This is a genomic window from Streptomyces sp. NPDC043427 (assembly GCF_056436655.1).
The window spans coordinates 40,452-63,016 of record NZ_JBWKCC010000023.1 but is presented as its reverse complement, the minus strand read 5'-3'; the positions used below and the strand labels follow the sequence as shown (position 1 = coordinate 63,016).

The following is a 22,565-nucleotide window of genomic DNA, read 5'->3' as shown; positions in this document are numbered from 1 at the left end:
TGCGCGAAGAATCACATCGACCACCGGAACACCCCCACAGAAAAGGCGGCCGGCATGAAGGCATTCGTCGTCGAGAAGTACGGCAAGGACGGCACGCGCGCCGCAGAGGTACCCGAGCCCACGGTCGGGGACCGCGACGTCCTGGTCAGAGTGAGCGCCGCCAGTATCAATCCGCTGGACAAGATGGTCCGTAACGGGGAGTTCAAGCAGCTCCTGAAGTACAAGCTTCCGTTCGTGCTCGGCCACGACGTGGCCGGCGTCGTGGCGCGGGTCGGCTCCGCCGTACGCGGCTTCAAGGTCGGCGACGAGGTCTACGCCCGTCCGCGCGACCTGCGGGTCGGCGGCTTCGCGGAGTTCATCGCGATCGACATGGACGACGTCGCGCACAAGCCGGCCTCCCTCACCCTCCCAGAGGCAGCCGCAGTGCCGCTGGTGGCCCTGGCCGCCTGGCAGGTTCTCGTCGACCGTGCCCACGTTGAGCCGGGTCAGAAGGTGCTCATCCATGCCGGTGCCGGTGGCCTCGGCTCGACCGTCATCCAGCTCGCCAAGCACCTCGGCGCCACCGTGGCGACGACCACGAACACCGACACCGAGAAGTTGGTCAGGAGCCTCGGCGCCGACATCGTCGTCGACTACACCAAGGAAGACTTCTCGAAGGTGCTGTCCGGCTACGACCTGGTGCTGGACTCCCTGGGCGGAGCGAACCTCGAGAAGTCGCTGACCGTGCTGAAGCCCGGCGGCCTGGCCATCAGTGTCGTCGGCCCGCCGGACGCCGGCTTCGCCAAGCAGCTCGGCGCCCCGTCCTTCATGGGTCTGGTCATGAACACGCTCAGTCGCAAGATCCGTAAGCAGGCCAAAGCACTGGGCGTGCGGTACCAGTTCTTCTTCATGCAGGCCAACGGCTCTCAGCTGCGCAAACTCGGCGCCCTCTACGACAGCGGGAAACTCCGCCCGATCATCGACAGCACCTTCCCGTTCGACCAGACACTCGAGGCGATGGCGCACGTCGAGCAGGGCCGCACGAAGGCCGGCAAGGTCGTGGTCTCGATGGTGCCCGACAACGACTGAGACCGTGCCGGCCACAGACCCTCCGTCCGGCACGGTCACCGGAGGGGCGACGACGCCGGCGAGCAATGGCGACTACGGTCGCGGAGAGACGCCACTGTCGGCGTCTCGGTGCCATTCCGTACGCCCTATGGCTCGCGACACAGCGCGCCACGCGCCTCTACGCCGACCCGAGCCGTGGTCAAGCCCCCGCCCCCGTTGCATGTCGGGATTGATCACTGCGGACGGACCGCCACGCCTGCGTGAGCCCGCCCAGGCAGAGAGACGAGGATTTCCCGGGTCAGGCCCGCGGGGCCCGCGCTCCCGACTCGTTGAAGCGCGCCCCTCCTGCACGACCAGCCCCTTGCGCGAGGCAACGTCCTGCTCACGGCGGACATGCTCAGGCCGACAGCGTCCGTCCGCCGAGCGACGCACGTTGCCAGTCGGGAGTGCGGTCCTTGTCGACCAGGGCCGCACGGACGCCCTCCAGGAAGTCCGGCGTGCGGATGGTCGTGCGCGTGAGGGCGAGTTCGTGGCCGAGGCACTCGCGCAACGTGTGCTGCCTGCCCCGGGCCAGCAGCGCGTGAGTGATCTCCAAACTCTGCGGCGAGGCGGACTCCAGGGCGACCAGCGCGGCTGCCGCCCAGGGGGTGTCGAGGTGGCGCAAGCGTTTCTCGATCTCGCCGAGGGTCGGCGCGCCGAACGCCCAGTCCACGTCCCCACGTACCTCCGCCAGCCTGCTCGCCCCTACCGGGGAGCGGTCGGCGAGGCGATTGAGGACGACGTCCACCGGGTCGCCGGGGTGGTCGGCCAAGGCCTCCCCCACCGCGTCGAGCCCGTCCGCGGGGACGAAGTGCGTGGCCAACCCCGTGTACAGGGCGTCGGCCGCGTCCAGCCGGTTCCCTGTCAGCCCCAAGTACATGCCGATCGCGCCGGGCAACCGCGGCAGAAAGTAGCTGGCCCCGACGTCCGGGAAGAACCCGATCCCGGTCTCGGGCATCGCCAGCACCGCGCGCTCGGTGACGACGCGGAAGCTGCCGTGGACGGACAGACCGAGACCGCCGCCCATGCACAGGCCGTCGATGAGCGACACGACCGGCACGGGATACTCGGCGATCCGGGCGTTGAGCCGGTACTCGGAGGCGAAGAACCGCTCACTGGCCTCGGCATCCCCGGCGAGACTGTGCTCGCGGATCGTACGGATGTCTCCACCGGCGCAGAACGCCTTCGTGCTGGTACTGGCAAGCACCACAGCGGACAGCGGTGTGTGCGCCCACTCAGCGAGCACACGGTCGATGGCGACGACCATGCCTGCCGTCAGGGCGTTGAGCGCCTTGGGCCGGTTCAGCAGGATCCGGCCGACGCCCCGGTGAACGTCGGCGAGAATCTCGCCCGCAGCGGTGTCACTCATGGGTCAGCACCTCGTACTCCACGTGGACCTGGCTGTCGTGGCCATCACGTTCCTCACTCTCCGACTGTCTGGCGTGGATCTGCGCGTAGAGATGCTGGATCTCGTCCACGGTGGGTACGACGGGGTTGTTGGCGGGGGGTCCGGACGCGAGCGCCTGCTCGGCCATGAGGGGCAACCGACGGAACCACTCGTCGTTGTCGATGCCGTGAGCTTGAGGGGTGGGCACCTCAAGATCCTGGCACAGGCGGACTCGGCGCAGTACGCCGGTCGGCCCGCGCTGGGCGGGCCGCAACGCGTCGGTGGACGAGAACGAAGACAACGACAAGATGCTCAGCAGGAACACCCTCGAGCTCTTCCGAGGAGCCTGGCTGCAGGATCCCGGGGTGGACTTCACCGACCCCGCGATCAGCCTCGTGAACGCCGATCTGACCGGCCTGCCGCCCACGACCGTCCACTACGGGGAGTACGAGCCCCTCGCCGACGACGTCGCCCAGGTCGGTCGCCGCCTCGCGGACTTCAAGGTCACTTCCGAGGTCCACCCGCTGCCCGAAGGGCAGCACTCGTTCGTCCTGGGCGCGGGGCGCGTACCCGAGGTGGACGAGGCGATCCAGCAGATGGGTCAATGGCTCCGTAACTACCTCGGCGCGTGAGCAGAAGCTGCGCCTGACGGCGGGCCTGTTGACCTCCGGGCCGCCGCACCACCGCCATGCCGGTGACCGGTCCGCCGGTCCCCGGCAGCTTGCTCGACCATGCCGGCCGGCATGCGGTACGTGTGTCCGACACCGTTCCGCACGCAGCCCCACCACCGTCCCTCGATGCCACAAAGGAGTGCGCGATGGGAACGTACGAGGATGTCTTCCGCGCCAGTACCGAGGACCCGGAAAGCTTCTGGCTGAAGGCGGCAGAGGGCATCGACTGGTATGTCACTCCGCAACGCGCTTTGGACTCCTCGGGCGCACCGTTCTACCGCTGGTTTCCCGACGGGCGGCTCAACGTCTGTTTCAACGCCCTCGACCGGCACATCGAAGCCGGCCGGGGCGAACAACCCGCGCTCGTCCATGACTCCCCCGTGACCGACACCCGCCGCACCTACACCTACGCGCAGCTGAGGAACGAGGTCGCGGCCTTCGCCGGAGCGCTCGCACAGCTCGGCGTGGGACACGGCGACCGCGTAGTGATCTACATGCCGATGGTCCCCGAGGCCGCCGTCGCGATGCTGGCCTGCGCACGGATCGGCGCGGTCCACTCGGTCGTCTTCGGCGGGTTCGCCCCGCACGAACTCGCCCTGCGCATCGACGACGCCGCCCCCAAGGTGGTCGTCTCCGCCTCCTGCGGCATCGAGGGCAAGCGGGTCATCGCATACAAGCCCCTCCTCGACCGGGCCATCGAACTCGCCGTCCACAAGCCGGAGAAGAGCGTGATCCTGCAACGCCCGCAGGAGCCGGCCGCGCTGGGGCCGGACGATCTCGACTGGGCCGATCTGGTCGCCGCCGCGCCGCCGGCCGACTGCGTTCCCGTCGCCGCCACCGATCCCCTGTACATCCTCTACACGTCCGGAACGACCGGAAAACCCAAGGGAGTCGTACGTGACTGCGGCGGCCACGCGGTCGCCCTGCACTGGTCGATGGGCGCCGTGTACGACGTGGGCCCGGGCGAGACGATGTTCACCGGCTCCGACGTCGGCTGGGTCGTCGGGCACTCGTACATCGTCTACGCGCCCCTGCTGGCGGGCGCGACGACGGTCCTGTACGAGGGCAAGCCGGTCGGCACCCCGGACGCGGGCCAGTTCTGGCGCGTCGCCGCCGAGTACCGGGTCAAGACCATGTTCACGGCGCCCACCGCCTTCCGGGCGATCAGGAAGGAGGACCCGAAGGGGGCGCTCACCGCCGGCTACGACCTCTCCCACCTGCGCTATCTCTTCCTGGCCGGTGAGCGCCTCGACCCCGAGACGTATCACTGGGCGAGCGAGCTGCTGGGCGTCCCGGTGATCGACCACTGGTGGCAGACCGAGACCGGCTGGCCCATCGTCGCCAACCCGGTCGGCATCGAAGCCGCTCCCCTCAAGCCCGGCTCCCCGACCCGCCCGCTGCCGGGCTGGGACGTCCGCGTCCTCGACCCCTCGGGCGAGCCGGTGCCCGCGGGCGTCGACGGGGCGATCGTCGTGAGGCTTCCTTTGCCGCCCGGCGCACTCCCCACGCTCTGGAACGACGACGACCGCTACGTCGCCTCCTACCTCTCCGCCTACGACGGCTACTACCTCACCGGCGACAGCGGACACCTCGACGACGACGGCTACGTCTTCGTCATGGGCCGCACCGACGACGTCATCAACGTCGCCGGACACCGGCTGTCCACCGGCAGCATGGAAGAGGCCCTGGCCGCCCACCCCGACGTCGCCGAATGCGCCGTCATCGGCGTCGCCGACGAACTCAAGGGACAGATCCCGCGCGGCTTCGTCGTCCTCAAAGCAGGCAGCAACCGCGACCCGAGCGAGGTCGAGGCCGAACTCGTCCAACTCGTACGCGAGCGCATCGGCGCCGTCGCCTCCCTCAAAGACGTCACGGTCGTCGCCGCCCTGCCCAAGACGCGCTCAGGAAAGATCCTGCGCAAGACCATGCGCGGCATCGCCGACGGCCGCGACGAACCCATCCCGTCCACGGTGGACGATCCCGGCGTCATCGAAATCCTGCGCCCGGTCCTCCGCCGCGCCGGTCACACCCCGTGAACGGCTGACAGCGCCCTGGCCGACGGTGGGCGAGCGCGTCCACCGGACTCCGCGCGGCACGGCCCGTCGGCCAGGCTGGGGATACCTTCTGATTATGGGAACCGACGCCCATGTCTTCCTCAGCGATCTCGCTCGCCGGATCAAGGAGAAGACCGGCCTCTTGCGGTGAACCCGCGCCGGCCGCCCGCGCTCCGGTGCGGGCCTTCGCCTTCTGCCACCGCGCCATACGGCCCCCTCCCGGCAGCGGCAATCCCGCGCGGCAGAAGACTCACCCGGCGCTACGAGGTTCACGGCGCCGGTACGGCACCGATCTGCTGCATCACCCCGAGGAGATCGGGCTGGCCCCGTTCGCCGACGATCCGGCCGTCGGCCAGGTAGTAGATGTTCATGGCCTGCACCGAGATCTTGTTGCCGCTCGCCGGTATCCCGAAGAATTCACCGTCGTGGGTTCCCCGCATGGTGAACCGCGCGGCCACGGTGTCGCCTTCGGTGACCGTCTCCTCCAGCGTCCACTGGACGTCGGGGAAGGCGCTGCGCATCATCCCGATGACTTCCATGTACCCATCGGGCCCCCGCAGTGGTTCCGGGTGGCTTGGCGCGTGGAACACCGCGTCCGGAGAAATGACCTCGCGGGCGAGATCCTCGTTGGCCGTGTTGATGAACTCGACGAAACGGTTCATCACTGACTCGGTGGACTGCGATGGCATCTTGCTGTGCCTCTCCAGAGACGTTTGGGCGGGTACCTGCGAGCGTAACATCGAATCGATGTTCACATCGATTCGATGTTCGCGTGCGAAGATGGACTCATGCTGGAACTCGCGATACTCGGCTTCCTCGCCGAGGGACCCCTGCCTGGACACGAGCTGCGCCGCCGCATCTCACAGCTGACCGGCTATACGCGGCCGGTCAGTGACGGCAGCCTGTATCCGGCGATCAATCGCCTGACCAGGGCGGGCTTGATCGAGCGGCGCGCAGACCCGGCCGCGGGGGCGGCCCGGTACGTGCTCAGCCTGACCGCGGCCGGACGGGCCGACATGCTTCAGCGCCTGCGCAAGCCCGCCGACCACGAGATCACCGACTTCACCCGGTTCTACGTCGTCCTGGCCTTCCTCTCCCACCTGCCCGACGTGGCCGAACAGCACGCGGTGCTGCGCAGACGGCTGGAGTTCCTGGAAGAACCGGCGAGCTTCTTCTACGACAACGAGCGGCCCCTGCGTGCCGAGGAGATCGCCGACCCCTACCGGCGGGGCATGCTGCTCACCGCCCGCGCCACCAGCCGCGCCGAACGGACCTGGCTGCGCGAGACCCTCGGGGAGGAACCGCCCGCATTCGACAACTAAAAATCCTCGTCACATCAAATGTGACCAGGATGGATATTGACACTAGGGAACGTTCGTGACCTGCCCTGATGCCAACTAGGTTCAGCAGCCGGATGCCCGTAATCAGAGAGATAGTTGGCACTTTGGTACATCGCAGGTCACGGGGTGTTTCGCTGGGAGCAAGGCCCATACGTGCCTTGGGTCGATCGACGGAGAAGTTCCTGACCCCGGACCAGGCCACATGCAGCGGCAGATCGACGACGCCCTGAGAGGGGGCGCGAGTTCGTCCAACGCTTTTGGGAGGCGGCTGCGGTAGCGACCTCACAGTATGCGTCCGGTGCAGGAGGCTTTTCCGTCTCCGACGTCCTGCATGAGGTGACCTTTCTGGAAGCCGCGCGAGTCCGAGGACAAGCGGGCTTCGGCTCAGGTAGCCAGGCAGAAGCGCATCTCGGGCTCACCGCTGTCGCGCGGTCGGGTCGTCGACCTCACCATCTGCCGGGAGATGGCCGTACTACTGATACGGCATCTCATCGGACCGGGCACTTCCGCGATACATACCGCCGCCGAATGGAGTGCCGCCGAGTCGACCGCGCAGGACGAAGTCAGCTTGCACGGCTACGCCGGACTGGAGCAGCTTTTGGTCCACTACCGGTGTTTGCCCGGAAGACGAGACCACAACGCTGATGTACCCCTCTGGCAGCCCGGTCACGGCGTACTCTCCCTCCGCGTTTGTCGTAGTCCGAACCAACTGCCGGCCGCGCGTGTCGATGACAGTTACTGCGGCATGGCGCACGGGTCGCTGCTGCTTTCGATGCTGGCGGGTCTAGGTGCGTTTTGACTGTCCGATCGGTACGCGTAGGCTCCACGAGGTATTGATGTTCCGATCGGTACAGTAACGAACGTGTGCAATGGCGGCTGAGCCCGCCCGCCGAGATCCTCGGCACCACCAAACGCCGCCTGCGCGCCGGGCGGTGGCCGTGACGGTAGCGCCCTGATCAGCCGGGACACCGACACTCCTCACGACCGCGGCACCCGTCCCTCTGTACTCGCTGACGCAATCGCCTGATCAACGTACCGACTGGAACGTCAACACTGTGCGACCCTACGCGTACCGACCGGTACAGTCCGGGGCATGCCCCGACCAGTCAATGTCGAAAAGCGCGCCGAGTTGCTGCGGGAAGTGGTGGCGCACCTTCAAGATCACGGACTCGCGCAGATGTCGCTGAGCCCGCTCGCCGAATCCATCGGCACCACCAAGCGCATGCTTCTGTACTACTTCGGCAGTCGTGAGAATCTACTGGCGCAGGCACTGAACGCCAACCGCCCCGATGCCCGTGCGATGTTCGACGACGTCCACGACACCGCAGGCCTGCGTCGGGCCGCCCGCACGTTGTGGGAGGCGATGACCGTCGGGGAGCAGTCCGGACCAATTCGCATGCTCTTGCAGCTGTTGAGCCTGGCCGTCACGGACCCGCAGCAGTACGGCGAGCTGGCCGCCGACACCGTTGAGGTCGTGATCGGGCCGATCGCCGACGCGTACGTCCGGCTGGGCCACCCACCGGAGCAGGCACGAGCCGCAGCCACGCTGCTCGTTTCGGGCCTGCGCGGATTGTGCCAGGATCGCCTGGTGACCCACGACGTCGTCCGCACCGACGCGGCAGCCGATCGTCTCATCGACGGAGCCACCTCAGCGCCTGGCTGACCCACGGCGCTGATCACCCACCGCTCCCGAAACTCGTCTCCCGTCGGAAGCGGATAAAGGCAGACTTCGGCATGCCGACATGCCGACATGCCGACATGCCGACGTGGACGCCATGAGTGCCGCGGCGGGTGCAGCTCAGTTCGCATCATTCGGCTCGGGTCGCGAGGTCGTGCCCGACCCGGTGGCCATGTCTTCGGGGGCCGCCGCCGCGGAACCCTCGTGCCGCGGCGGAGCGATCACGAGACGGGACGGTGCGGCGACGAACCACGCCTCGGGTGCCGGGGCTTTCTCGCGGCCCCCGTTGGCGATGACGACGGCGATGCAGGGCAGGCCGATACCAAGGACCAGCGCGACAAGCGCAACGGACCGTTCGACGTTCCACAGAGTGGCAGCCAGGATCACCGACACCGTACGCACCGACATGGCGATGACGTAGCGTCGCTGCCGGGCGCGGACGTCCTCGTTCAGCCCCTTCCGCGCCGCGGTGATCCGGAAGACCTGGACGTTGTTCTGCTTGCTGATCACGCTTCATCGCCTGCCTGTCTTGGCACTTCCTGGTCACTGGGGATCCTGTGCTGCGCACGGTGCCGAAAGGCCGACGCGCAGCCGCGACTACCTGAAAGACCCGGCACGCTTCAACCCGCGTCTCGCGCAGGAGAACGTCGTCGACGAAGAAAGTGCCGATAACGGAGGCACTTCATCGAGACGGTCGAGCGCATAGCTATGGGTTGAGCTTGCTGTCGACGAGGACATACCTGCTGTACGTATTGACAGCATCGCCGCCGCATCTGTGACAGCAGTCCCCTCGAAGGTCCTCGTCACATGCCAACGCGCTGTCTGGTCGGCGTGATGTCAAGGTGAAGAGAGTCGTGGTCACCACGGGGCGGGCCGGGTTGACCGAACTCGCCGTCCCCTCCGCGATGGGCAGCGAAGACAGGAGTTGCAGGTTGGTGTGGCTCTCCGTGCCCGGTACTGCTGTGTAGACCACGAGCCGCTGCGACTGCTCTGGGTCCACGAGCGTCTGGCAGTGCAGTTCAAGCGCCCCGACCTGTGAGTGCAGAAAGCGTTTGGAGGCGCAGTGGGGCCCCAGGAAGACGTGCTCGTGCCACAGTGCGGCGAATTCGGGGCTCTCCTGCTTGAGTGCGTCGACGAGCTTCGCGGCACGGGACTTCTCGCCATGGTGTGTGTAGGCACCATGGAGGTCCGCTGCCATCAGACGGCTCTGCGCGGCGTGGTCGCTCTCGGGATGTACGAGCCGGGAGGCCGGGTCGGTGAACCAGCGGTAGTGGGCGCTGCGCGCCAAGCCCGTGTAGGCGGTCTCGTCGCCCAGCAGCGCGACCACGGGCCGCGTTTGCTTCAGGGTTTCGCCAAGGTGGTTCATCAGCTGGGCGGGGGTGTTTTCCAGGCGGTCCAGGATGCGCATCATCTGTATGCGGCGATCCGGCGGGACCACCGGGTCGGCATGACGATGCGGGAGCTGGAGCGCAAGTACAACGTCGCCTGGCGGAGGGTGCGTAAGGCCCTGGACTCGGCCTGGCCGGAGTCACGCAAGCCGCTGCCGCCGCGGCCGTCGGCGCTGGATCCGTACAAGGCGGTGATCGACGAGATCCTGCGGGCGGACCTGCACGCGCCGCGCAAGCAGCGGCACACGGTCACCCGGATCTTCCACCGGCTGCTTGAGGAACATGGCGCCGACGTGTCCTATCCGATGGTCAGGCGCTATGTCGCCGACCTGAAGCCGCGGATCGCGGTGGAGGCGGGCAAAGCACCCATCGAGGCGTTCATCCCGCAGCCCCACCCGCCCGGCATGGAGGCGGAGAAGGACAGCGCCGCCATCGCCTCTAACGAGTCGTTCGGCGGCTGGACGAAGACCTTCACCGATCCGCGGCTCTGCGCGGCCATCGTCGACCGCCTGACCTTCAACGGCACCATCATCGAGACCGGCACCGACTCCTGCCGGCTCGCCAGCACCCGGGCTCGAGCCGAAGAGCCCGCCAAGGCCAGCTGATCTCTGCACATGCCGCCTCGACGGCCCTTGGCCTTCAATCTTTTTCTGATCTCGAAGGGGCAGATCAAACCGCGCCGGCCGGGAAAACGAGGGTTATGGGAGCGTTGGTGGAACGGGTCACTGTGACTGTTCCACGAACGGAGCCCCCAGAGGGCTGTGGGACGTGCGAGGAGGAGACCTCAAGCGGGCAGTTTCGTGTCGATGACGAAGCTGATTTCGATGACCTGGCCGGGCAAGGTCAGTTCAGTGATGCCCAAAACCGTGCTGGCCGGGCGGTGGTCGCCGAAGTACCCCAGGTTGCCCTCCGCCGTCGCCGCGGCATTCTGCCGCAGGTTCACCACGTACAGGGTCTGCGAAACGACCTGGTTCCGGGTGGCGCCGTAGTGGTCCAGGACCTTGTCCATGTTGGCGTAGGTCTGCTTGAGCTGGGCGGCGAAGTCGCCCGCGTAGAGGAACTCGCCTGCCTCATCGAACGAGAGCTGTCCAGAGACGTGGATCAGCTCGCCGGACTTGATCGCCTGTGAGTAGCCGAAGTCCCTCTCAGCCGGCACGTTGTAGTTGAAGACATCAATGGTGGCCACGGTGCTCGCCCTTCCGCATTGCTCTCTTGCAGTTACTCGGAAACTCTAGGAGAGTCACGGTTGACCTGGAAGAACGCACTTTTCGGTGACTGAGGAACCTGATGGTGACCAAGCAACTACTCAAGGGCCTGCCCGAGGACGCTGACCTGCGGCGCGCAGACTCCCTGGCGCGGGAGATCTTCTCGGATGTCGCCAACAAGTGGGCGCTCCTGATCATCGAGGCGCTCGGCGAGCGCACCCTGCGCTTCAGTGAGCTGCGGAACGAGGTCGAGGGCGTCAGCCACAAGATGCTCACCCAGAACCTGCGCATGCTGGAGCGCAACGGCCTGGTCGAGCGAAGGGTGTACCCCACCGTGCCGCCACGGGTCGAGTACACCCTCACCGAGCCGGGCCGGGCCTTGCGCACCGCGGTCGACGCCATATGCGGCTGGACCCACCAGCACCTCGGTCACATCGAGAGTGCACGCAGCCGTTTCGACGCCTGACGGGCACGCCCACCCTCGCGTTGCGCGAGTCGGCCGTAGTAGTCGGCTGACATGTCGCACAGTGCCGCGACTTCCTCGCGGCGCAGTCCACCCGTGCGCCTGCGACGTCCGCGGGGCAGACCCACGTCCTCAGGCCGTAGTGCCTCTCGGCGCGCCCGCAGGAACGCCGCCAGTGCTGCTCGGTCTGCCATAGCTTCTCTATCTCATTCATACGGGGCCATGCTGACTTCTATGTGTCTGTCCGATTAGTGATCACTGATGCGATGTGGGACCGGATCGAGCCGCTGATGCCGGCCGATCCGGTTCGTGGACGGCGGTGGGCTGACCACCGCCGCACGCTCGAGGCCATCGCGTGGAAGTACCGCACCAACTCGCCCTGGCGGGACCTCCCGGAGGAGCTCGGCTCGTTCCAGACCGCTCACAAACGGCTGATCAGGTGGGCCGCCTCAGGCGTCCGGCGAAGCCACGCAGGGAACCAGTTTGGCAGGATTCATCACGCACAAGAGGCGTTCGATGCCGCGCGCGGACACATCGGCACACAGCAGCACCTTCGCGTTGCCGTCCTCCGGGACCAGGATGGCGGGCCCGCCGTTGGCCTCGACCCATCGGACATCCCTCCGCGGCCAGAAGCGCGGGGCGAAGGCGGCCTACCGCCCCGCCCTGACGACGGGCGCGGCGTGGGAGCCCGCGCTGGCGGGGATGCCCGCCCCGGGCCTGGTGGAATCGGGTGCCCGCGACCCGGCCTGACAGATCGAGTTCGGCGCCGGGCTCGGCCACGCTCCGGGACGACCGCTCACTCGTGTCGGAGGCCCTCCGGCCGCGTCGACCGCCACAGTGTGGGAAGGGACAGCAGGGTCACGCCGACGGCGGCGGTCACGCCGATGCCGGCCATGGCCGGCAGGGTGCTCCAGTCGTAGACCAGGGGTTTGCCGATGAGACCGAGCAGTGCGCCGCCGAGGAGCGTCCCGACCAGCTCCGCGACGAGCAGCCCCAGCGCGACGGGCAGTGCGGTCTGCCAGAGGACGGATGCGCCGAGCGTGCGCCGCCCGGTACCGAAGGCGACCAGCACGGCCATGATGCGTGCACGGTCTCGGAGTTGTTCCAGCGCGCCGAGCAGCATGCTCGCGGCGATCAGCATCAGGACGGCCGTCACCCCGGCCAGCAAGGCCCGCTTGATCCCGTCGAGGGCCGGATTGCCCTGAGGCTGTCCGGGGAAGTCGACAGTGAAGGAAGGGCCCAGCCGGGCGGCCGCGGTACGGATGCGGTCCTGCACGTCCCTGCTTGCGGCCGTGTAGGTGAGGTCGACCGTGCTGACAGCGTGTGCGATCGCGTTCGGCCCTGCTGCCCTGGGGGTGGCGAGCAGCATGCTCTCGGGGAAGTCGACTGCTGGATCGGCGCTCTTTGCGTGAGTGGTGGCTGTGATGCGCGGTACCTTCCATTCGGGGCCGTCAGCGCCGATGCGCAGCCTCATGCCCGCCTTCCACGTGGTCATGTCGTCCGCTCCGTGCGGCCCGGCCGGAGTGACGAGGAAGGCGTCCCCGTCGGAACAGGCGGGCACCACGGCCAGTCTGCGCAACCCGGCGCAGTCGGCTATGCGGACCGTCTGCGGGAACGCGCCGTCGGGCGTACTCACGGACAACTCCCCAAAACCGACGGCCTGCCGCACACCGGGAGTCGAGGCGAACACCGGGGCGTACCGCTCCTCGCCCCCCTTGCCGTCATCGAGGCGGGCGAAACCGATGTGTGTGCGGGGCGAGGAGGAACCGCCCGCCGCCTGTGGGGTGTGGTCCGCAGATTGCTGGGTGATCCCGGTGAAGAGGGTCTGCAGCGCCACGGCACCGGCCACGGCGACCGCGATCCCGTTGACCGAGCGGGTGGCAGCCTCGCCGTGCAACTGCATCCTCCGTACCGCCAGTTGCCAGGACAGCGGACCGAAGCCGCCGATCAGCCCGGTGAGGCGTTCCACGATCCAAGGCAGCACGGCGGTGACCCCGACGAGCAGCGCGAGCATGCCGGTGATCACCTGCACGACGGTGGTGACGTCCTGCAGGTCGGGTGCGTTACGCACGGACGTCCGCAGCAGGACCAGTCCCAGCAGGGGAAGCGCGATACGCCACCACAGGCGCCGGGTGGACCCGCCGGACCTGCGGACGACTCCGAGGGGCTCCACGGCCACCTTGTTCATCGCCATCCGCGTGACGACGAGGGAGAGTGCCAGGACGGCGACGACCGTGAGGGCCGCCAGTAGAGGCTGTGGAGTGAGATCCTCGGTGAAGACGCCCAGCCCCTGTACCTCCACCAGCCCGACGAACTGACGGCCCGCCATGAACAGGATCGCGCCCAGCACGATACCGGCCAGTGTGCTGAGCAGCGTCTCGCCCGCGGCGATGCCGGCCGTCATCCGACGGTCCGCGCCGACCAGCCGCAGGGCGGCCAGCCGCCGGTCCCGGTGCTCACCGCCGAACCGGACGGCCGCGGCGATGAAGACGCCGACCGGGGCGAGCAGCACGACGATCCCCGCGATGCTGAGCAGGGCGAGTTCGAGGGAGAGGGGCTTCTTCGGGTAGACCTTCCCGAAGTGGTCCAGTCGCCGCGTGCCCGCGACGCCGTTCACCATGTGATCTCCGCCCAGGTAGAAGACGTACTCGCCGGGGTCGAGCAGGCCCGGGTCGCCTACCTCGCCCACGACGGTGTGGGCGAGGCGCTCGCGCAGCAGCTCGCTGCCCGGTGCGGCCAGCAGCTTGTGCAGTGCTGGTGACACGACCATCTCTCCGGGGCGTGGATAACGCCGGAGTCCGGGCGGAAGCGGTGCGCCGGACCCCTCCGGCTGCACCATGCGCCCACGGATCTTCTTGTCCCTGAACACGGTGTCGATATCACTGATCAGCACAGTGCCCGCCGAGGGTTTGATGGTGCGGTCGTCGAGGTTGACGTCGATGCGGTGGTGAATGCGCTCGTCCCGGTCGTGCCTGGCGGTGGGTACCGACGCGGCGAGCAACAGCACGGCGACTCCGAGCCCGACCCCGACGGCCGTGAGGGTGGTGCGGATCTTGCCCTCCCGGCCACCGGTCAGGGCGAGCCGGGCACCGAGGCCGAGCGCGCGAAGCGCTCCGAAACGCCGTCCACCGCCCAGCACTCTCGCGGTCACGACATGGCGCTCATCTTGCGGAGCTGGGCTCACTGTCTTCCTCTCGTACGGGCGCGGGGCGCCGTCCGTACGGCCCGGCGGCTAGGGGGGAGGGGTGCCGATCACAATCGGCCGTACAGAAGGGGGCGGCATGGCGTGGAACCCGCCAGCCGGCACGCCGCACTATACACCGTAGGTATAGTCGGCGCATACTTGTACCGCAGCAACCATGGTGCACCGTGTCACAACGTCATGCGGTGGTAACCGGTCACCGGCGCGGAGCGTACGGATGGTCGCCCGCTGGATCAGGGGCGTGAGCGGAGCGGTTCCCGCCGCTGAGCCGTGGGGAGGCCGGCTTCGACCGCCGTCCACGAACCGGATCGGCCGCCATCAGCGGCTCGATCCGGTCCCACATCGCATCAGTGATCACTAATCGGACAGACACATCCGATCAACTGATGAACCCACCAAAGAGACACGCTCTAGACTAGTGGTCTTCCCAGTGCCGCGTGACGGTGGTCGCGGTGACGTCATTGGCGTAGACGAGTGCCACGCGGTGGTTGTACTGGATGGTGTACATCTTCTTGCTGCCGATGACGACCGTTCCGGATGAGGCGAAGTAGTCGTCGGTGGCCGTCGCCGGCTGGGTGGCGACGTAGGCCTGGCCCGCCGGGACCGAGTACATGCTCAACGGTGCTTGCGTCGACGCGCCCAGGCCGGCGGGGTACTCGGACTTGTCCGGGTAGCTGGATCCGTAGACGGCCACGGGTGTGGTGCCTGCGGGCTTGATGATCTTCACGCCGTAGACGGGCCGGGTGTTCTTACCTCCGGGGTTGTGAAACCAGACCTTGGCGCCGCTGTACCAGACGGCAGTCCAGTCGCCCTGAACCTCGGCGACGACGAACTGCTGACCGGCCTGTGCGGTGCTGCCCCAGTCGTTGATTCGATTCGTGCCGGCAGCGGTCCCGTGGATCGCCTGGTCGCCGAAGAGAGGCGCGTCCGCGTCGGGAGCGATGCGACCCGGCCTTCGCCGACAATGTGCAGACGGTCCAGGTCTGCCCGTCCGACGATCCGACGGGCGCCACGACAGCCTGCACGGACAAGCAGCAAGCGTCGAACTTCGTCTACTTGTCGTGGAGTAGTTGCCCGCGTGGAAGGCGATGTTCTTCGTGGGCACCATCTGCGTCACCGCGCCGTCCGAGGACCGCATCACATAGTGCGTCGAGGCGACGTTCTTCGGGTCTGCGAGTCCCGCGACCCCGGAGTCGTAGGAACCCTCCAGGTCGTGGATCACGATGGTGTCGATCCGTATGCGGTTGGCGGGCCGGTTCGAGACCTGGCCGCCGGCCGGAGAGCCGGCGACAAACGTGCAGGCCACGGTCGACGGACATTCAGTGTCGATGTCTGTCGTGGCCTTGAGGTGCAACTGGTCGATCTGCGCGTCTGCAGTCCGCACCGAAGGACTGGCTTTCAGCTGGACCTGCTGACCGTCGTCGGTGACATCGGCAGCTCCGCTGCGGATGGTGCCGTAGACGCGGTTCGTGAAGCGAACGGCGCCCTGCCTCTGGGTCGACTGGCTGTAGCGGGCCACGGCGCCGTACCACTGCGACGGGTCTGCCGGCGTGCCGTCAGTTACCTGCTTCGCATAGGAGGCAAGTAGCGCCGCACCGCCTCGAATGTTCTCTGCGGGGTCCTTCCGCAGTGTCTCCGGGCTCTGTCCGGTGAGTTTCGCGGCAGCCTGCAGCGTGTGCAGGGCCGGATTCGAGGCGAGGGAGGCAAGGTCACTGCGTCCCGCGGCACCCGCGTCACCTCCGGCGAGCATGGCCGGGGTGACGTCGGTGAGGTGCATGGGCCCAAAGCCGCCGTCGGTGCTGGGCTGTGCGCCGTGTGACTGCCACCCTGACTCCTGGTAGGCCACGCCGAGCAGGACGCTGACGGGAACGTGGTACTCAGCGGCTGCCGCCATGAAGTCCTGCTGCCGGGGGTCGCCGTGGGAGTCGCCGGCACCCTCGGCCAGCGCAGTGAACGGCAGCGTAGCAAGGCTCCCTGCTACCAGCGCGCCGATCGCAAGGGCGACCGAGGGACGGAGCCGCACTCTTCTCTTGTGCAAGATGCTGATCCTTATGCGGTTGAAAACCTTTCGAAGAAGTCACCACCGGGCGGTCGAGCAGCCCAATCGCTGGAACGGTCCGGAGGCGCCGATGCCAACATGACAGGCCAGCCAGGCGAGTTGTGACACCGATGCTACGGATCGGAACGCCTTGCGGTGCCGGGACTTCGACCCGCCGACCCAGCAGCACAGATGGCCGGCCACCCCTCAGCGATCGGGCCAGTCGGGGCGATCACTTCCCCTCCGGCGGATGCTGTACTGCTGCAGCAGTGTGTCCGCCGCAACCAGCGCCTGCTCGGCGGTGCGCACTCCGGTCATGACACACAGCGTGTACTTCGCGTCCTCCAGAGCCCGGCTGGTCCGGCCCGTGGGACAGACGTCGTACTCGATCCGCGCTTGCGCGAACCGGGCAAGCGCAATACGCACTTCCTTCTCCACAGGAACGATCACTGCGGTTCCCTCTCCCTCTTGCAGCACAATCCTTCAGGCACCGTTATTCCTCCGGCATGTTGGCCAACCGCACGCCAACTCCCCAACAGAGGGCGCAAAAATGGAGCCTGCCTTCACACGCACTGATTCGGCGAGACGGCCGCTCACTTGGCCGCCCTCACACAAGGACCACCCAGAGCACCTGTTTGTGACACCACGGCGGGAGGAACGAACTTTCACGCGCTGACCGCTCGCCAACACAGTGTCACACCTGGGACAGGCACTCGGTCTCTATGGTCGGGCTGCGCCGGTCGGAGCTCAAAGTCCCTTCCTGACCACGGATTTACTGTGGCACGACCGATACTCGACGGCAGAGACACACGGGACAACATCTCATGGTGCGTTTCATGGATAAATCAAAGGTCCAATCCAGGCGCGGGACTTTCGCGAGACGCATCTGGTTCCAGAGGCTGCCCGACCAGCCGACGATAACGACCCCCCACCTCCGGCACTCCGAGGCCTTCCTCAACGCCGAACGTGCACGCCTTGCCGCCCAGCCGGGTCTTGGATTTGCCGGGCTACTGGTAGTCGTTCCACTGGCCGCACTGCTCGCCTTCGGACCGGACGGCGCCGAGAGCGCAGTGGTCATCCTCTCGCCACTGATGACGTTCGCACTGCCGGTTCTCTCCATGGTCGCGTTCTGGTGGGAGGACTGGCCGGGTTCGACCCTGCGCCCTGGTTGGTCGGCCCTTGTGGACACGCTTCTCATTGCAGCGGCGGGTGTGGCCCTGGCGGCCGTCGGCCAGATGATCGTGGGCCATTTCGACGTGTCCGGTCTCTTCGACTCCACCCCGGAACTCGGCAGCGCACCGTTGTACCCCGCCGCAATACCGCTGGGACTCACGGTCTTCACCGCGATGCTGCAACTCACCCTCGTGGGCGAGGGCTGGCCGTTCAAACGACTGCCCAGGCTGGTCGCGGGTTTCGCAGCGCTGGCACTCTCCTGGGGACTGGCTCTCCTCGTGCAGTACACGGCGTACAAATTTCACGCGCCGACGGGCTCCGGCCTGATCAGTCAGGATGGTCCCTTCTCGCACGAGGACCTCAGTGCCGTGTTCGCACTGTGCGGGGCGTGGCAGGTTTGGTTCTTCATCGTTTGGCGTGGCTGGCCGTTGAACAAACTCGACCGGCGATGGCTTCGGATCACTCTGGGGAATCTGCTCGTTTTCGCCGGAACGGCGTTCAGCTTCGCACTGCTCGACGGTTTTTTCGGCGTGGCGGCACGTACCATCCTTGCCACCGTTACCAGTTTCAGCGCAGCCGGGCTGCTGGTGGCCATGCTCTTCGAGGGAGTCTTCCGCTCCCGGATGTCCGCGGCGTGGGAGCGGGCGACGACTCTCTTTGTCTCGGTGATTGTGGGTGCCGGGCTCTTCGGCGGGCTGATCACCTATGCGGGCACGCTCACCTGGACAACCTCGAGCGCCGAGGGATGGGTGTCGCATGTCTGCGTGAACGCCCTGGGCGCGGGCGTGCTTTTGCATGTGGGTGTCAGCCGCCGTTGGCCTCTGAAGGGTACGACTGCGCCTGTGCAGTGACCGGCTGCACAGAACCGCAGCTCACCGTGACATCATCGTTTCGGCCTTGATCGACTACGGTGTTGTTATGCTCCCGTACGGGAGTCAAGGTGAGCGGACAGGGTCGTATGCAACTGCGCGGTCGGCACCGCGAGTGCAATGCGCTTGAAGAGCTGGCGTCGAAAGTCGAGGCCGGACAGAGCTCAGCTCTTGTCCTACGCGGTGAGGCCGGCATAGGAAAGTCCGCTCTGCTCGATCATCTGGCCGGGCACGTCGCCGGATACCGCGTCGCCCGCAGTGCGGGTGCCGAGTCGGAGATGGAACTGCCGTTCGCAGGCCTGCACCAGTTGTGCGCGCCGTTCCTCGGTCACGCCGACTCCCTTCCGCTCCCGCAGCGAGAAGCGCTGACCACGGCGTTCGGGGTCAGCACCGGCCCACCACCGGACCGGTTCCTGGTCGGTCTCGCCGTGCTCGGACTGCTGACCGAGGTGGCCGCCGAAAAGCCGCTGTTCTGCCTGGTGGACGACGCGCAGTGGCTCGACCGGGTATCCGCACAGACTCTGGCCTTCGTGACACGGCGGATGCTCGCCGAACCCCTCGCACTGGTGTTCGCCACGCGTGAACTGAAGGCACGCGACGAGTTCGCCGGACTGCCTGAACTGACGATCGACGGCCTCGACAACAGCGACGCCCTCGTGCTTCTGGCTTCGGAGGCCGGCGGTCTCCTGGACGAACGAGTCCGCGACCGAATCCTCGCAGAAGCCCGCGGCATCCCCCTCGCGCTTCTGGAACTTCCGCACAGCCGGGAAGAGACGGAACCCCTTGACGGTTTCGGCCTGCCGGACCCCGGACCGGTGACCGGCCGCATCGAGCGGAGCTACCTCGAGCGGGTCCGCTCGCTCCCGCCCGCGACGCAGCGACTGCTGCTGGCAGCCGCCGCCGAACCGATCGGGGACGTGACACTCCTCAGACGCGCAGCGGCGCTCCTGGACATCGATCCTGAAGCGGCAGGCCCGGCAGTGGCAGCGGGGCTGTTCGACATCGGCGCTCTGGTGCGTTTCAAGCATCCGCTTCTGCGCTCGGCAATCTACCGGTCGGCCGGACTCGCGGAGCTGCGAGAGATCCACCGTGTCCTGGCAGAGGTGACCGACCCCGTCCACGATCCGGACCGTCGTGCATGGCACCTGGCACGATCGACTGTGCGGCCCGACGAGGCGATCGCCGCCGAACTGGAGTCATCCGCCGTGCGGGCGGTGGCGCGCGGCGGCACCGCCGCGGCCGCGGCGTTTCTCGCACACGCGGCTGTATTGACTCCGCAGCCCCGGCGGAAAGCGACGCGTGCCCTCGCGGCAGCGCAAGCGAAGCTTCGGGCCGGTGCACCAGCCGCGGCGCGTGATCTGCTGGCCCTCGCCGAGAGCGGGGTCCTGGACGAGATCGGTCGCGCTCGCGTGCACCTCACCCACGCTCAGATCGCCTTCGTCGGCAGCCGCGGCGCCGAAGCGCTCCCCCTCCTGCTGGCCGCCGCGCAGCGCTTGGTCCCGCTCGACGTCGGACTGGCTCGCGAGACGTTTCTGGACACCGTGTCAGCGGCTATGTTCGCAGGGCGGCTCGCTGTTGGGGCTACGGTGCGAGAGGTGGCGGAAGCGGCGCACAGGACGTCACCGTCCAACACACGGCCGCCACGCAACGCCGACCTTCTCATGGACGCCTTGGCCACCCGGTTCACCAGTGGGTACCGCGACGCCGTCGTCGGCGCGCGTGACGCGGTGAGCGCGCTCCGCCGGGAGACCGATCCCGAGCAGGTCCTGCGCTGGTCATGGTTGGCCTCCGCCCTCGCTGCCGAGATATGGGACGACGAAGGTTGGACTGAGCTGGCAACACTCCACGTGCGGACCACCCGCACCGTCGGCGCGCTGACAGAGTTGCCCCTCGCGCTCAACTCGCGGGTAGTCGTCCACACGTTCGCCGGTGAACTGGACGCGGCGGCACTACTCATCGCGGAGAGCCTCAGTGTCCAGGAGGCCGCCGGCGGCAACAGCTTCACGCCCTACGGAACGCTTACCCTCGCCGCCTGGCAAGGAAGGGAGCGCGAGGCCGCCATGCTTGTCAGGACCAGCCTGGACGACGCCATGAGTCGCGGTGAGGGCGTCGGCGTGTCCGTCGCCCACCGGGCCGCAGCCGTGCTCTACAACGGTTTGGGCCTATACGAGGAGGCATTCGACTCCGCCCGTCAGGCGAGCGCGCACCCGCAGGATCTCGCCGTGCACAACTGGGGATTGACTGAGCTGGTGGAGGCCGCAGTGCGCAGCGGTCACCGTGAGGCGGCCGAGGCCGCACTGGCCGAACTGACCCGGGCCACCGAAGCCGCGGGCACGGACTGGGCCTTGGGGGTTCAGGCACGCTCGCAGGCTCTGCTCGGCCAGGAGGACTCTGCCGAAGAGCTCTACCGCGAGGCTATCGAGCGACTCGAACGTACTCGGGTCAGGACGGATCTGGCACGGGCACACCTGGTGTACGGCGAATGGCTGCGCCGGCAGAACCGCCGCGTCGACGCCCGCGAGCAACTTCGCGTGGCGCACACCCTCTTCAGTCAGTTCGGCGCCGGCGCGTTCGCCGAGCGCTCCGTGCGTGAACTACGGGCCGCCGGCGAGACCGTGACCCGGCGGACCGGTGCCGCCGCGGCGACGCTGACCCCCCAGGAAACGCAGATCGCGCAGCTGGCCCGTGCGGGGCTCACCAACACCGAGATCGGCGCACAGCTGTTCCTCAGCCCGCACACCGTGGAATGGCACCTGCGCAAGGTGTACGCCAAACTCAACATCACTTCTCGCCGGCTCCTGCACACGGCGCTCTGACCGGCACGCCGCCCCGGACCCACTGATCTCGGCAGTGATGGAGCCGCTGGCCACCGACGCGAGACCAACAGTCCAGCGACTTGACGGACCAGCACCAGGGACTCTCCACGGGGTGACCACGAAGCCACCTACGGCCTGTCAAGGGCGCGACCAGGTGCCTCTCTGCGGGAACCTGATGTCAGCCGCCCTTCAAGGGGGAAATCGCTGACTCAGTCCGGTCGACACTGCAAACGCCCCGGGTCTCTAGGAAAAGGGACGGTAATCAATCCATGGGGTAGACCAGAAACGGCGCCGATGAGTCCGAACACGTTCTTACGCGGCCTGCACCCCGGCCGGCCTCGTGGCTCGACCTGTCGGGCCGGTCTCCGTCAGGAGGGCCTGCTCCAGGCGGGCCAGGTCGCCTCCCTGTGCCGCCGCGAGGAAGGCCTGCACAAGACGGCGATGGCTGATGGAATCCACCGGTTGCCGGTGACGCTTCGCACCGAGTCGCCGCTGTGCGCGAGTGACCTGCTGCCTGGCGTTGACGACGCTGAGATGCAGAAGGTCGGCAATCCGCTCGTACGGATAACCGAACCCCTCCCGGAGGACGAAGGCTGTGCGCTGCGGAGGTGTCAACGTCTCCAGAAGCAGAGAGACCGCTCGCTCCACGGTGTCTTGCTGCTCGGCTCCTGATTCCGGGCTGGGGCCCGGGTCAAATGCCTCCAGAAGCCAAGGGGTGGCGCTGCGTTCCCGGCGTCTGTACGCTGATTGGACCGAGTTGATCGCCAGCCTGACGGTGATCGTCCGCAGCAGCGCCTGAGGACGTCGCACGGCCGTTCGATCGGTGCACTGCAGTCGCAGCCATGCCTCCTGGACCACCTCTTCGGCCTCGCTCTCGTTGTCGAGGATGCGATAGGCGATCTTGAGGAGTGCCGGCCGATTCCGCAGGTATATGGACGCCGCATCCTCCAGATCATCAATGGTCGAGGGCGATGCGTGACCGCCGGCCATCGGCAATTGTCCGGCTTCGAGCAGGTACCTGTCCATGGTCGGATCCTCCGGTGGGTGGGTCGGCAACCTGGAAATTCGAGCTGCGACCAACCTCGCGCCGACACGGCGTAGCCCGCGCCTTCAAGACTCCGTGGGACCCCGTGGGGGACTGCGTGGTGATGCCGTGGTGGGTCCGTGGCCACCCCACTCGGCCTGGGCTTGGACA

Annotated in this window: 19 protein-coding genes and 4 pseudogenes; 10 read left to right on the top strand and 13 right to left on the bottom strand. The window is 67.4% G+C overall.

The features are described 5' to 3' along the window. Positions 1-54: 54 nt before the first annotated feature. The gene (locus tag AC067M_RS30525) at positions 55-1,068 is read left to right on the top strand and encodes an NADP-dependent oxidoreductase (protein ID WP_478700257.1); all 1,014 of its coding nucleotides are present in this window, start codon (positions 55-57) and stop codon (positions 1,066-1,068) included. Between the two features lie 376 nt (positions 1,069-1,444). Here the strand turns inward: AC067M_RS30525 and AC067M_RS30520 are convergent, their stop codons facing one another. Together AC067M_RS30520 and AC067M_RS30515 are read right to left on the bottom strand one after the other, a co-directional pair. Beyond that, positions 1,445-2,455 carry an enoyl-CoA hydratase/isomerase family protein gene (locus tag AC067M_RS30520; protein WP_478700256.1) on the bottom strand — a complete coding sequence of 337 codons (1,011 nt, stop codon included), beginning with the start codon at positions 2,453-2,455 and terminating at the stop codon, positions 1,445-1,447. Beyond that, complete coding sequence (locus AC067M_RS30515) at positions 2,448-2,774, bottom strand: hypothetical protein (RefSeq protein WP_478700255.1); 327 nt, start codon at positions 2,772-2,774, stop codon at positions 2,448-2,450. Before AC067M_RS30515 ends, AC067M_RS30520 begins: the two co-directional genes overlap by 8 nt. Here AC067M_RS30515 and AC067M_RS30510 point away from each other — a divergent pair. Together AC067M_RS30510 and AC067M_RS30505 are read left to right on the top strand one after the other, a co-directional pair. Beyond that, positions 2,755-3,105 carry an alpha/beta hydrolase gene (locus AC067M_RS30510; protein WP_478700254.1) on the top strand — a complete coding sequence of 117 codons (351 nt, stop codon included), beginning with the start codon at positions 2,755-2,757 and terminating at the stop codon, positions 3,103-3,105. The genes AC067M_RS30515 and AC067M_RS30510 overlap by 20 nt on opposite strands. Before the next feature lie 185 nt (positions 3,106-3,290). Then, on the top strand, positions 3,291-5,180 hold the full coding sequence (locus AC067M_RS30505) for a propionyl-CoA synthetase (protein WP_478700253.1): 1,890 nt from the start codon (positions 3,291-3,293) through the stop codon (positions 5,178-5,180). Positions 5,181-5,467: 287 nt separating this feature from the next. Here AC067M_RS30505 and AC067M_RS30500 read toward each other — a convergent pair whose 3' ends face one another. Further along, a complete protein-coding gene (locus tag AC067M_RS30500; RefSeq protein ID WP_478700252.1) occupies positions 5,468-5,860 on the bottom strand; it encodes an ester cyclase in 393 nt (130 codons plus the stop codon). A gap of 126 nt (positions 5,861-5,986) precedes the next feature. Between AC067M_RS30500 and AC067M_RS30495 the strand changes: the two genes are divergently transcribed. After that, on the top strand, positions 5,987-6,520 hold the full coding sequence (locus AC067M_RS30495; protein ID WP_478700251.1) for a PadR family transcriptional regulator: 534 nt from the start codon (positions 5,987-5,989) through the stop codon (positions 6,518-6,520). A gap of 490 nt (positions 6,521-7,010) precedes the next feature. Here the strand turns inward: AC067M_RS30495 and AC067M_RS30490 are convergent, their stop codons facing one another. Next, positions 7,011-7,292, bottom strand: coding sequence for a carboxypeptidase-like regulatory domain-containing protein (locus AC067M_RS30490; RefSeq protein ID WP_478700250.1), 282 nt, complete (start codon positions 7,290-7,292; stop codon positions 7,011-7,013). A gap of 339 nt (positions 7,293-7,631) precedes the next feature. Between AC067M_RS30490 and AC067M_RS30485 the strand changes: the two genes are divergently transcribed. Continuing rightward, positions 7,632-8,201 carry a TetR/AcrR family transcriptional regulator gene (locus tag AC067M_RS30485; RefSeq protein ID WP_355736085.1) on the top strand — a complete coding sequence of 190 codons (570 nt, stop codon included), beginning with the start codon at positions 7,632-7,634 and terminating at the stop codon, positions 8,199-8,201. Between the two features lie 135 nt (positions 8,202-8,336). Here the strand turns inward: AC067M_RS30485 and AC067M_RS30480 are convergent, their stop codons facing one another. Beyond that, complete coding sequence (locus AC067M_RS30480) at positions 8,337-8,726, bottom strand: DUF3099 domain-containing protein (RefSeq protein WP_478700249.1); 390 nt, start codon at positions 8,724-8,726, stop codon at positions 8,337-8,339. Between the two features lie 196 nt (positions 8,727-8,922). Beyond that, positions 8,923-9,627: an MmyB family transcriptional regulator gene (locus tag AC067M_RS30475; RefSeq protein ID WP_478700248.1), complete on the bottom strand. Its 705-nt coding sequence runs from the start codon at positions 9,625-9,627 to the stop codon at positions 8,923-8,925. A gap of 390 nt (positions 9,628-10,017) precedes the next feature. Here AC067M_RS30475 and AC067M_RS30470 point away from each other — a divergent pair. Then, positions 10,018-10,209: pseudogene (locus AC067M_RS30470) on the top strand (ATP-binding protein); the annotation flags it as partial. A 179-nt stretch (positions 10,210-10,388) separates the two neighbouring features. Here AC067M_RS30470 and AC067M_RS30465 read toward each other — a convergent pair. Beyond that, positions 10,389-10,790, bottom strand: coding sequence for a RidA family protein (locus AC067M_RS30465; protein WP_478700247.1), 402 nt, complete (start codon positions 10,788-10,790; stop codon positions 10,389-10,391). Between the two features lie 101 nt (positions 10,791-10,891). On the opposite strand from AC067M_RS30465, the gene AC067M_RS30460 reads away from it, so the two are divergent. After that, on the top strand, positions 10,892-11,275 hold the full coding sequence (locus tag AC067M_RS30460; protein WP_478700246.1) for a winged helix-turn-helix transcriptional regulator: 384 nt from the start codon (positions 10,892-10,894) through the stop codon (positions 11,273-11,275). An 11-nt stretch (positions 11,276-11,286) separates the two neighbouring features. Here AC067M_RS30460 and AC067M_RS30455 read toward each other — a convergent pair. Next, positions 11,287-11,466 (bottom strand): annotated as a pseudogene (locus AC067M_RS30455) (transcriptional regulator); the annotation flags it as partial. Positions 11,467-11,538: 72 nt separating this feature from the next. On the opposite strand from AC067M_RS30455, the pseudogene AC067M_RS30450 reads away from it, so the two are divergent. Then, positions 11,539-11,670, top strand: a pseudogene (locus tag AC067M_RS30450) (transposase); the annotation flags it as partial. 51 nt (positions 11,671-11,721) lie between these two features. Here AC067M_RS30450 and AC067M_RS30445 read toward each other — a convergent pair. The 4 genes and pseudogenes from AC067M_RS30445 to AC067M_RS30430 all read right to left on the bottom strand — a co-directional run. Continuing rightward, positions 11,722-11,922 (bottom strand): annotated as a pseudogene (locus tag AC067M_RS30445) (RNA polymerase subunit sigma-24); the annotation flags it as partial. 146 nt (positions 11,923-12,068) lie between these two features. Further along, on the bottom strand, positions 12,069-14,423 hold the full coding sequence (locus AC067M_RS30440) for an FtsX-like permease family protein (protein ID WP_478700245.1): 2,355 nt from the start codon (positions 14,421-14,423) through the stop codon (positions 12,069-12,071). Between the two features lie 466 nt (positions 14,424-14,889). Beyond that, entirely contained in the window at positions 14,890-16,512 is a 1,623-nt protein-coding gene (locus AC067M_RS30435) for an N-acetylmuramoyl-L-alanine amidase (RefSeq protein WP_478700244.1), read from the bottom strand. Between the two features lie 207 nt (positions 16,513-16,719). Then, positions 16,720-16,962: a DUF5133 domain-containing protein gene (locus tag AC067M_RS30430; RefSeq protein ID WP_307679666.1), complete on the bottom strand. Its 243-nt coding sequence runs from the start codon at positions 16,960-16,962 to the stop codon at positions 16,720-16,722. Positions 16,963-17,336: 374 nt separating this feature from the next. On the opposite strand from AC067M_RS30430, the gene AC067M_RS30425 reads away from it, so the two are divergent. Continuing rightward, positions 17,337-18,536: a hypothetical protein gene (locus AC067M_RS30425; RefSeq protein WP_478700243.1), complete on the top strand. Its 1,200-nt coding sequence runs from the start codon at positions 17,337-17,339 to the stop codon at positions 18,534-18,536. A gap of 107 nt (positions 18,537-18,643) precedes the next feature. Next, positions 18,644-21,370, top strand: coding sequence for an AAA family ATPase (locus tag AC067M_RS30420; protein ID WP_478700242.1), 2,727 nt, complete (start codon positions 18,644-18,646; stop codon positions 21,368-21,370). A gap of 312 nt (positions 21,371-21,682) precedes the next feature. On the opposite strand, the gene AC067M_RS30415 is transcribed toward AC067M_RS30420, so the two are convergent. Next, on the bottom strand, positions 21,683-22,396 hold the full coding sequence (locus AC067M_RS30415; protein ID WP_478700241.1) for a sigma-70 family RNA polymerase sigma factor: 714 nt from the start codon (positions 22,394-22,396) through the stop codon (positions 21,683-21,685). Positions 22,397-22,565: the final 169 nt, after the last annotated feature.

Excerpts from the sequence above, each read along its gene's own strand:
- AC067M_RS30525 (WP_478700257.1), top strand. The coding sequence starts at position 55 with ATGAAGGCATTCGTCGTCGAGAAGTACGGCAAGGACGGCACGCGCGCC.
- AC067M_RS30520 (WP_478700256.1), bottom strand. The coding sequence starts at position 2,455 with ATGAGTGACACCGCTGCGGGCGAGATTCTCGCCGACGTTCACCGGGGC.
- AC067M_RS30505 (WP_478700253.1), top strand. The coding sequence starts at position 3,291 with ATGGGAACGTACGAGGATGTCTTCCGCGCCAGTACCGAGGACCCGGAA.
- AC067M_RS30500 (WP_478700252.1), bottom strand. The coding sequence starts at position 5,860 with ATGAACCGTTTCGTCGAGTTCATCAACACGGCCAACGAGGATCTCGCC.
- AC067M_RS30495 (WP_478700251.1), top strand. The coding sequence starts at position 5,987 with ATGCTGGAACTCGCGATACTCGGCTTCCTCGCCGAGGGACCCCTGCCT.
- AC067M_RS30485 (WP_355736085.1), top strand. The coding sequence starts at position 7,632 with ATGCCCCGACCAGTCAATGTCGAAAAGCGCGCCGAGTTGCTGCGGGAA.
- AC067M_RS30475 (WP_478700248.1), bottom strand. The coding sequence starts at position 9,627 with ATGATGCGCATCCTGGACCGCCTGGAAAACACCCCCGCCCAGCTGATG.
- AC067M_RS30460 (WP_478700246.1), top strand. The coding sequence starts at position 10,892 with ATGGTGACCAAGCAACTACTCAAGGGCCTGCCCGAGGACGCTGACCTG.
- AC067M_RS30425 (WP_478700243.1), top strand. The coding sequence starts at position 17,337 with ATGGTGCGTTTCATGGATAAATCAAAGGTCCAATCCAGGCGCGGGACT.
- AC067M_RS30420 (WP_478700242.1), top strand. The coding sequence starts at position 18,644 with ATGCAACTGCGCGGTCGGCACCGCGAGTGCAATGCGCTTGAAGAGCTG.
- AC067M_RS30415 (WP_478700241.1), bottom strand. The coding sequence starts at position 22,396 with ATGGACAGGTACCTGCTCGAAGCCGGACAATTGCCGATGGCCGGCGGT.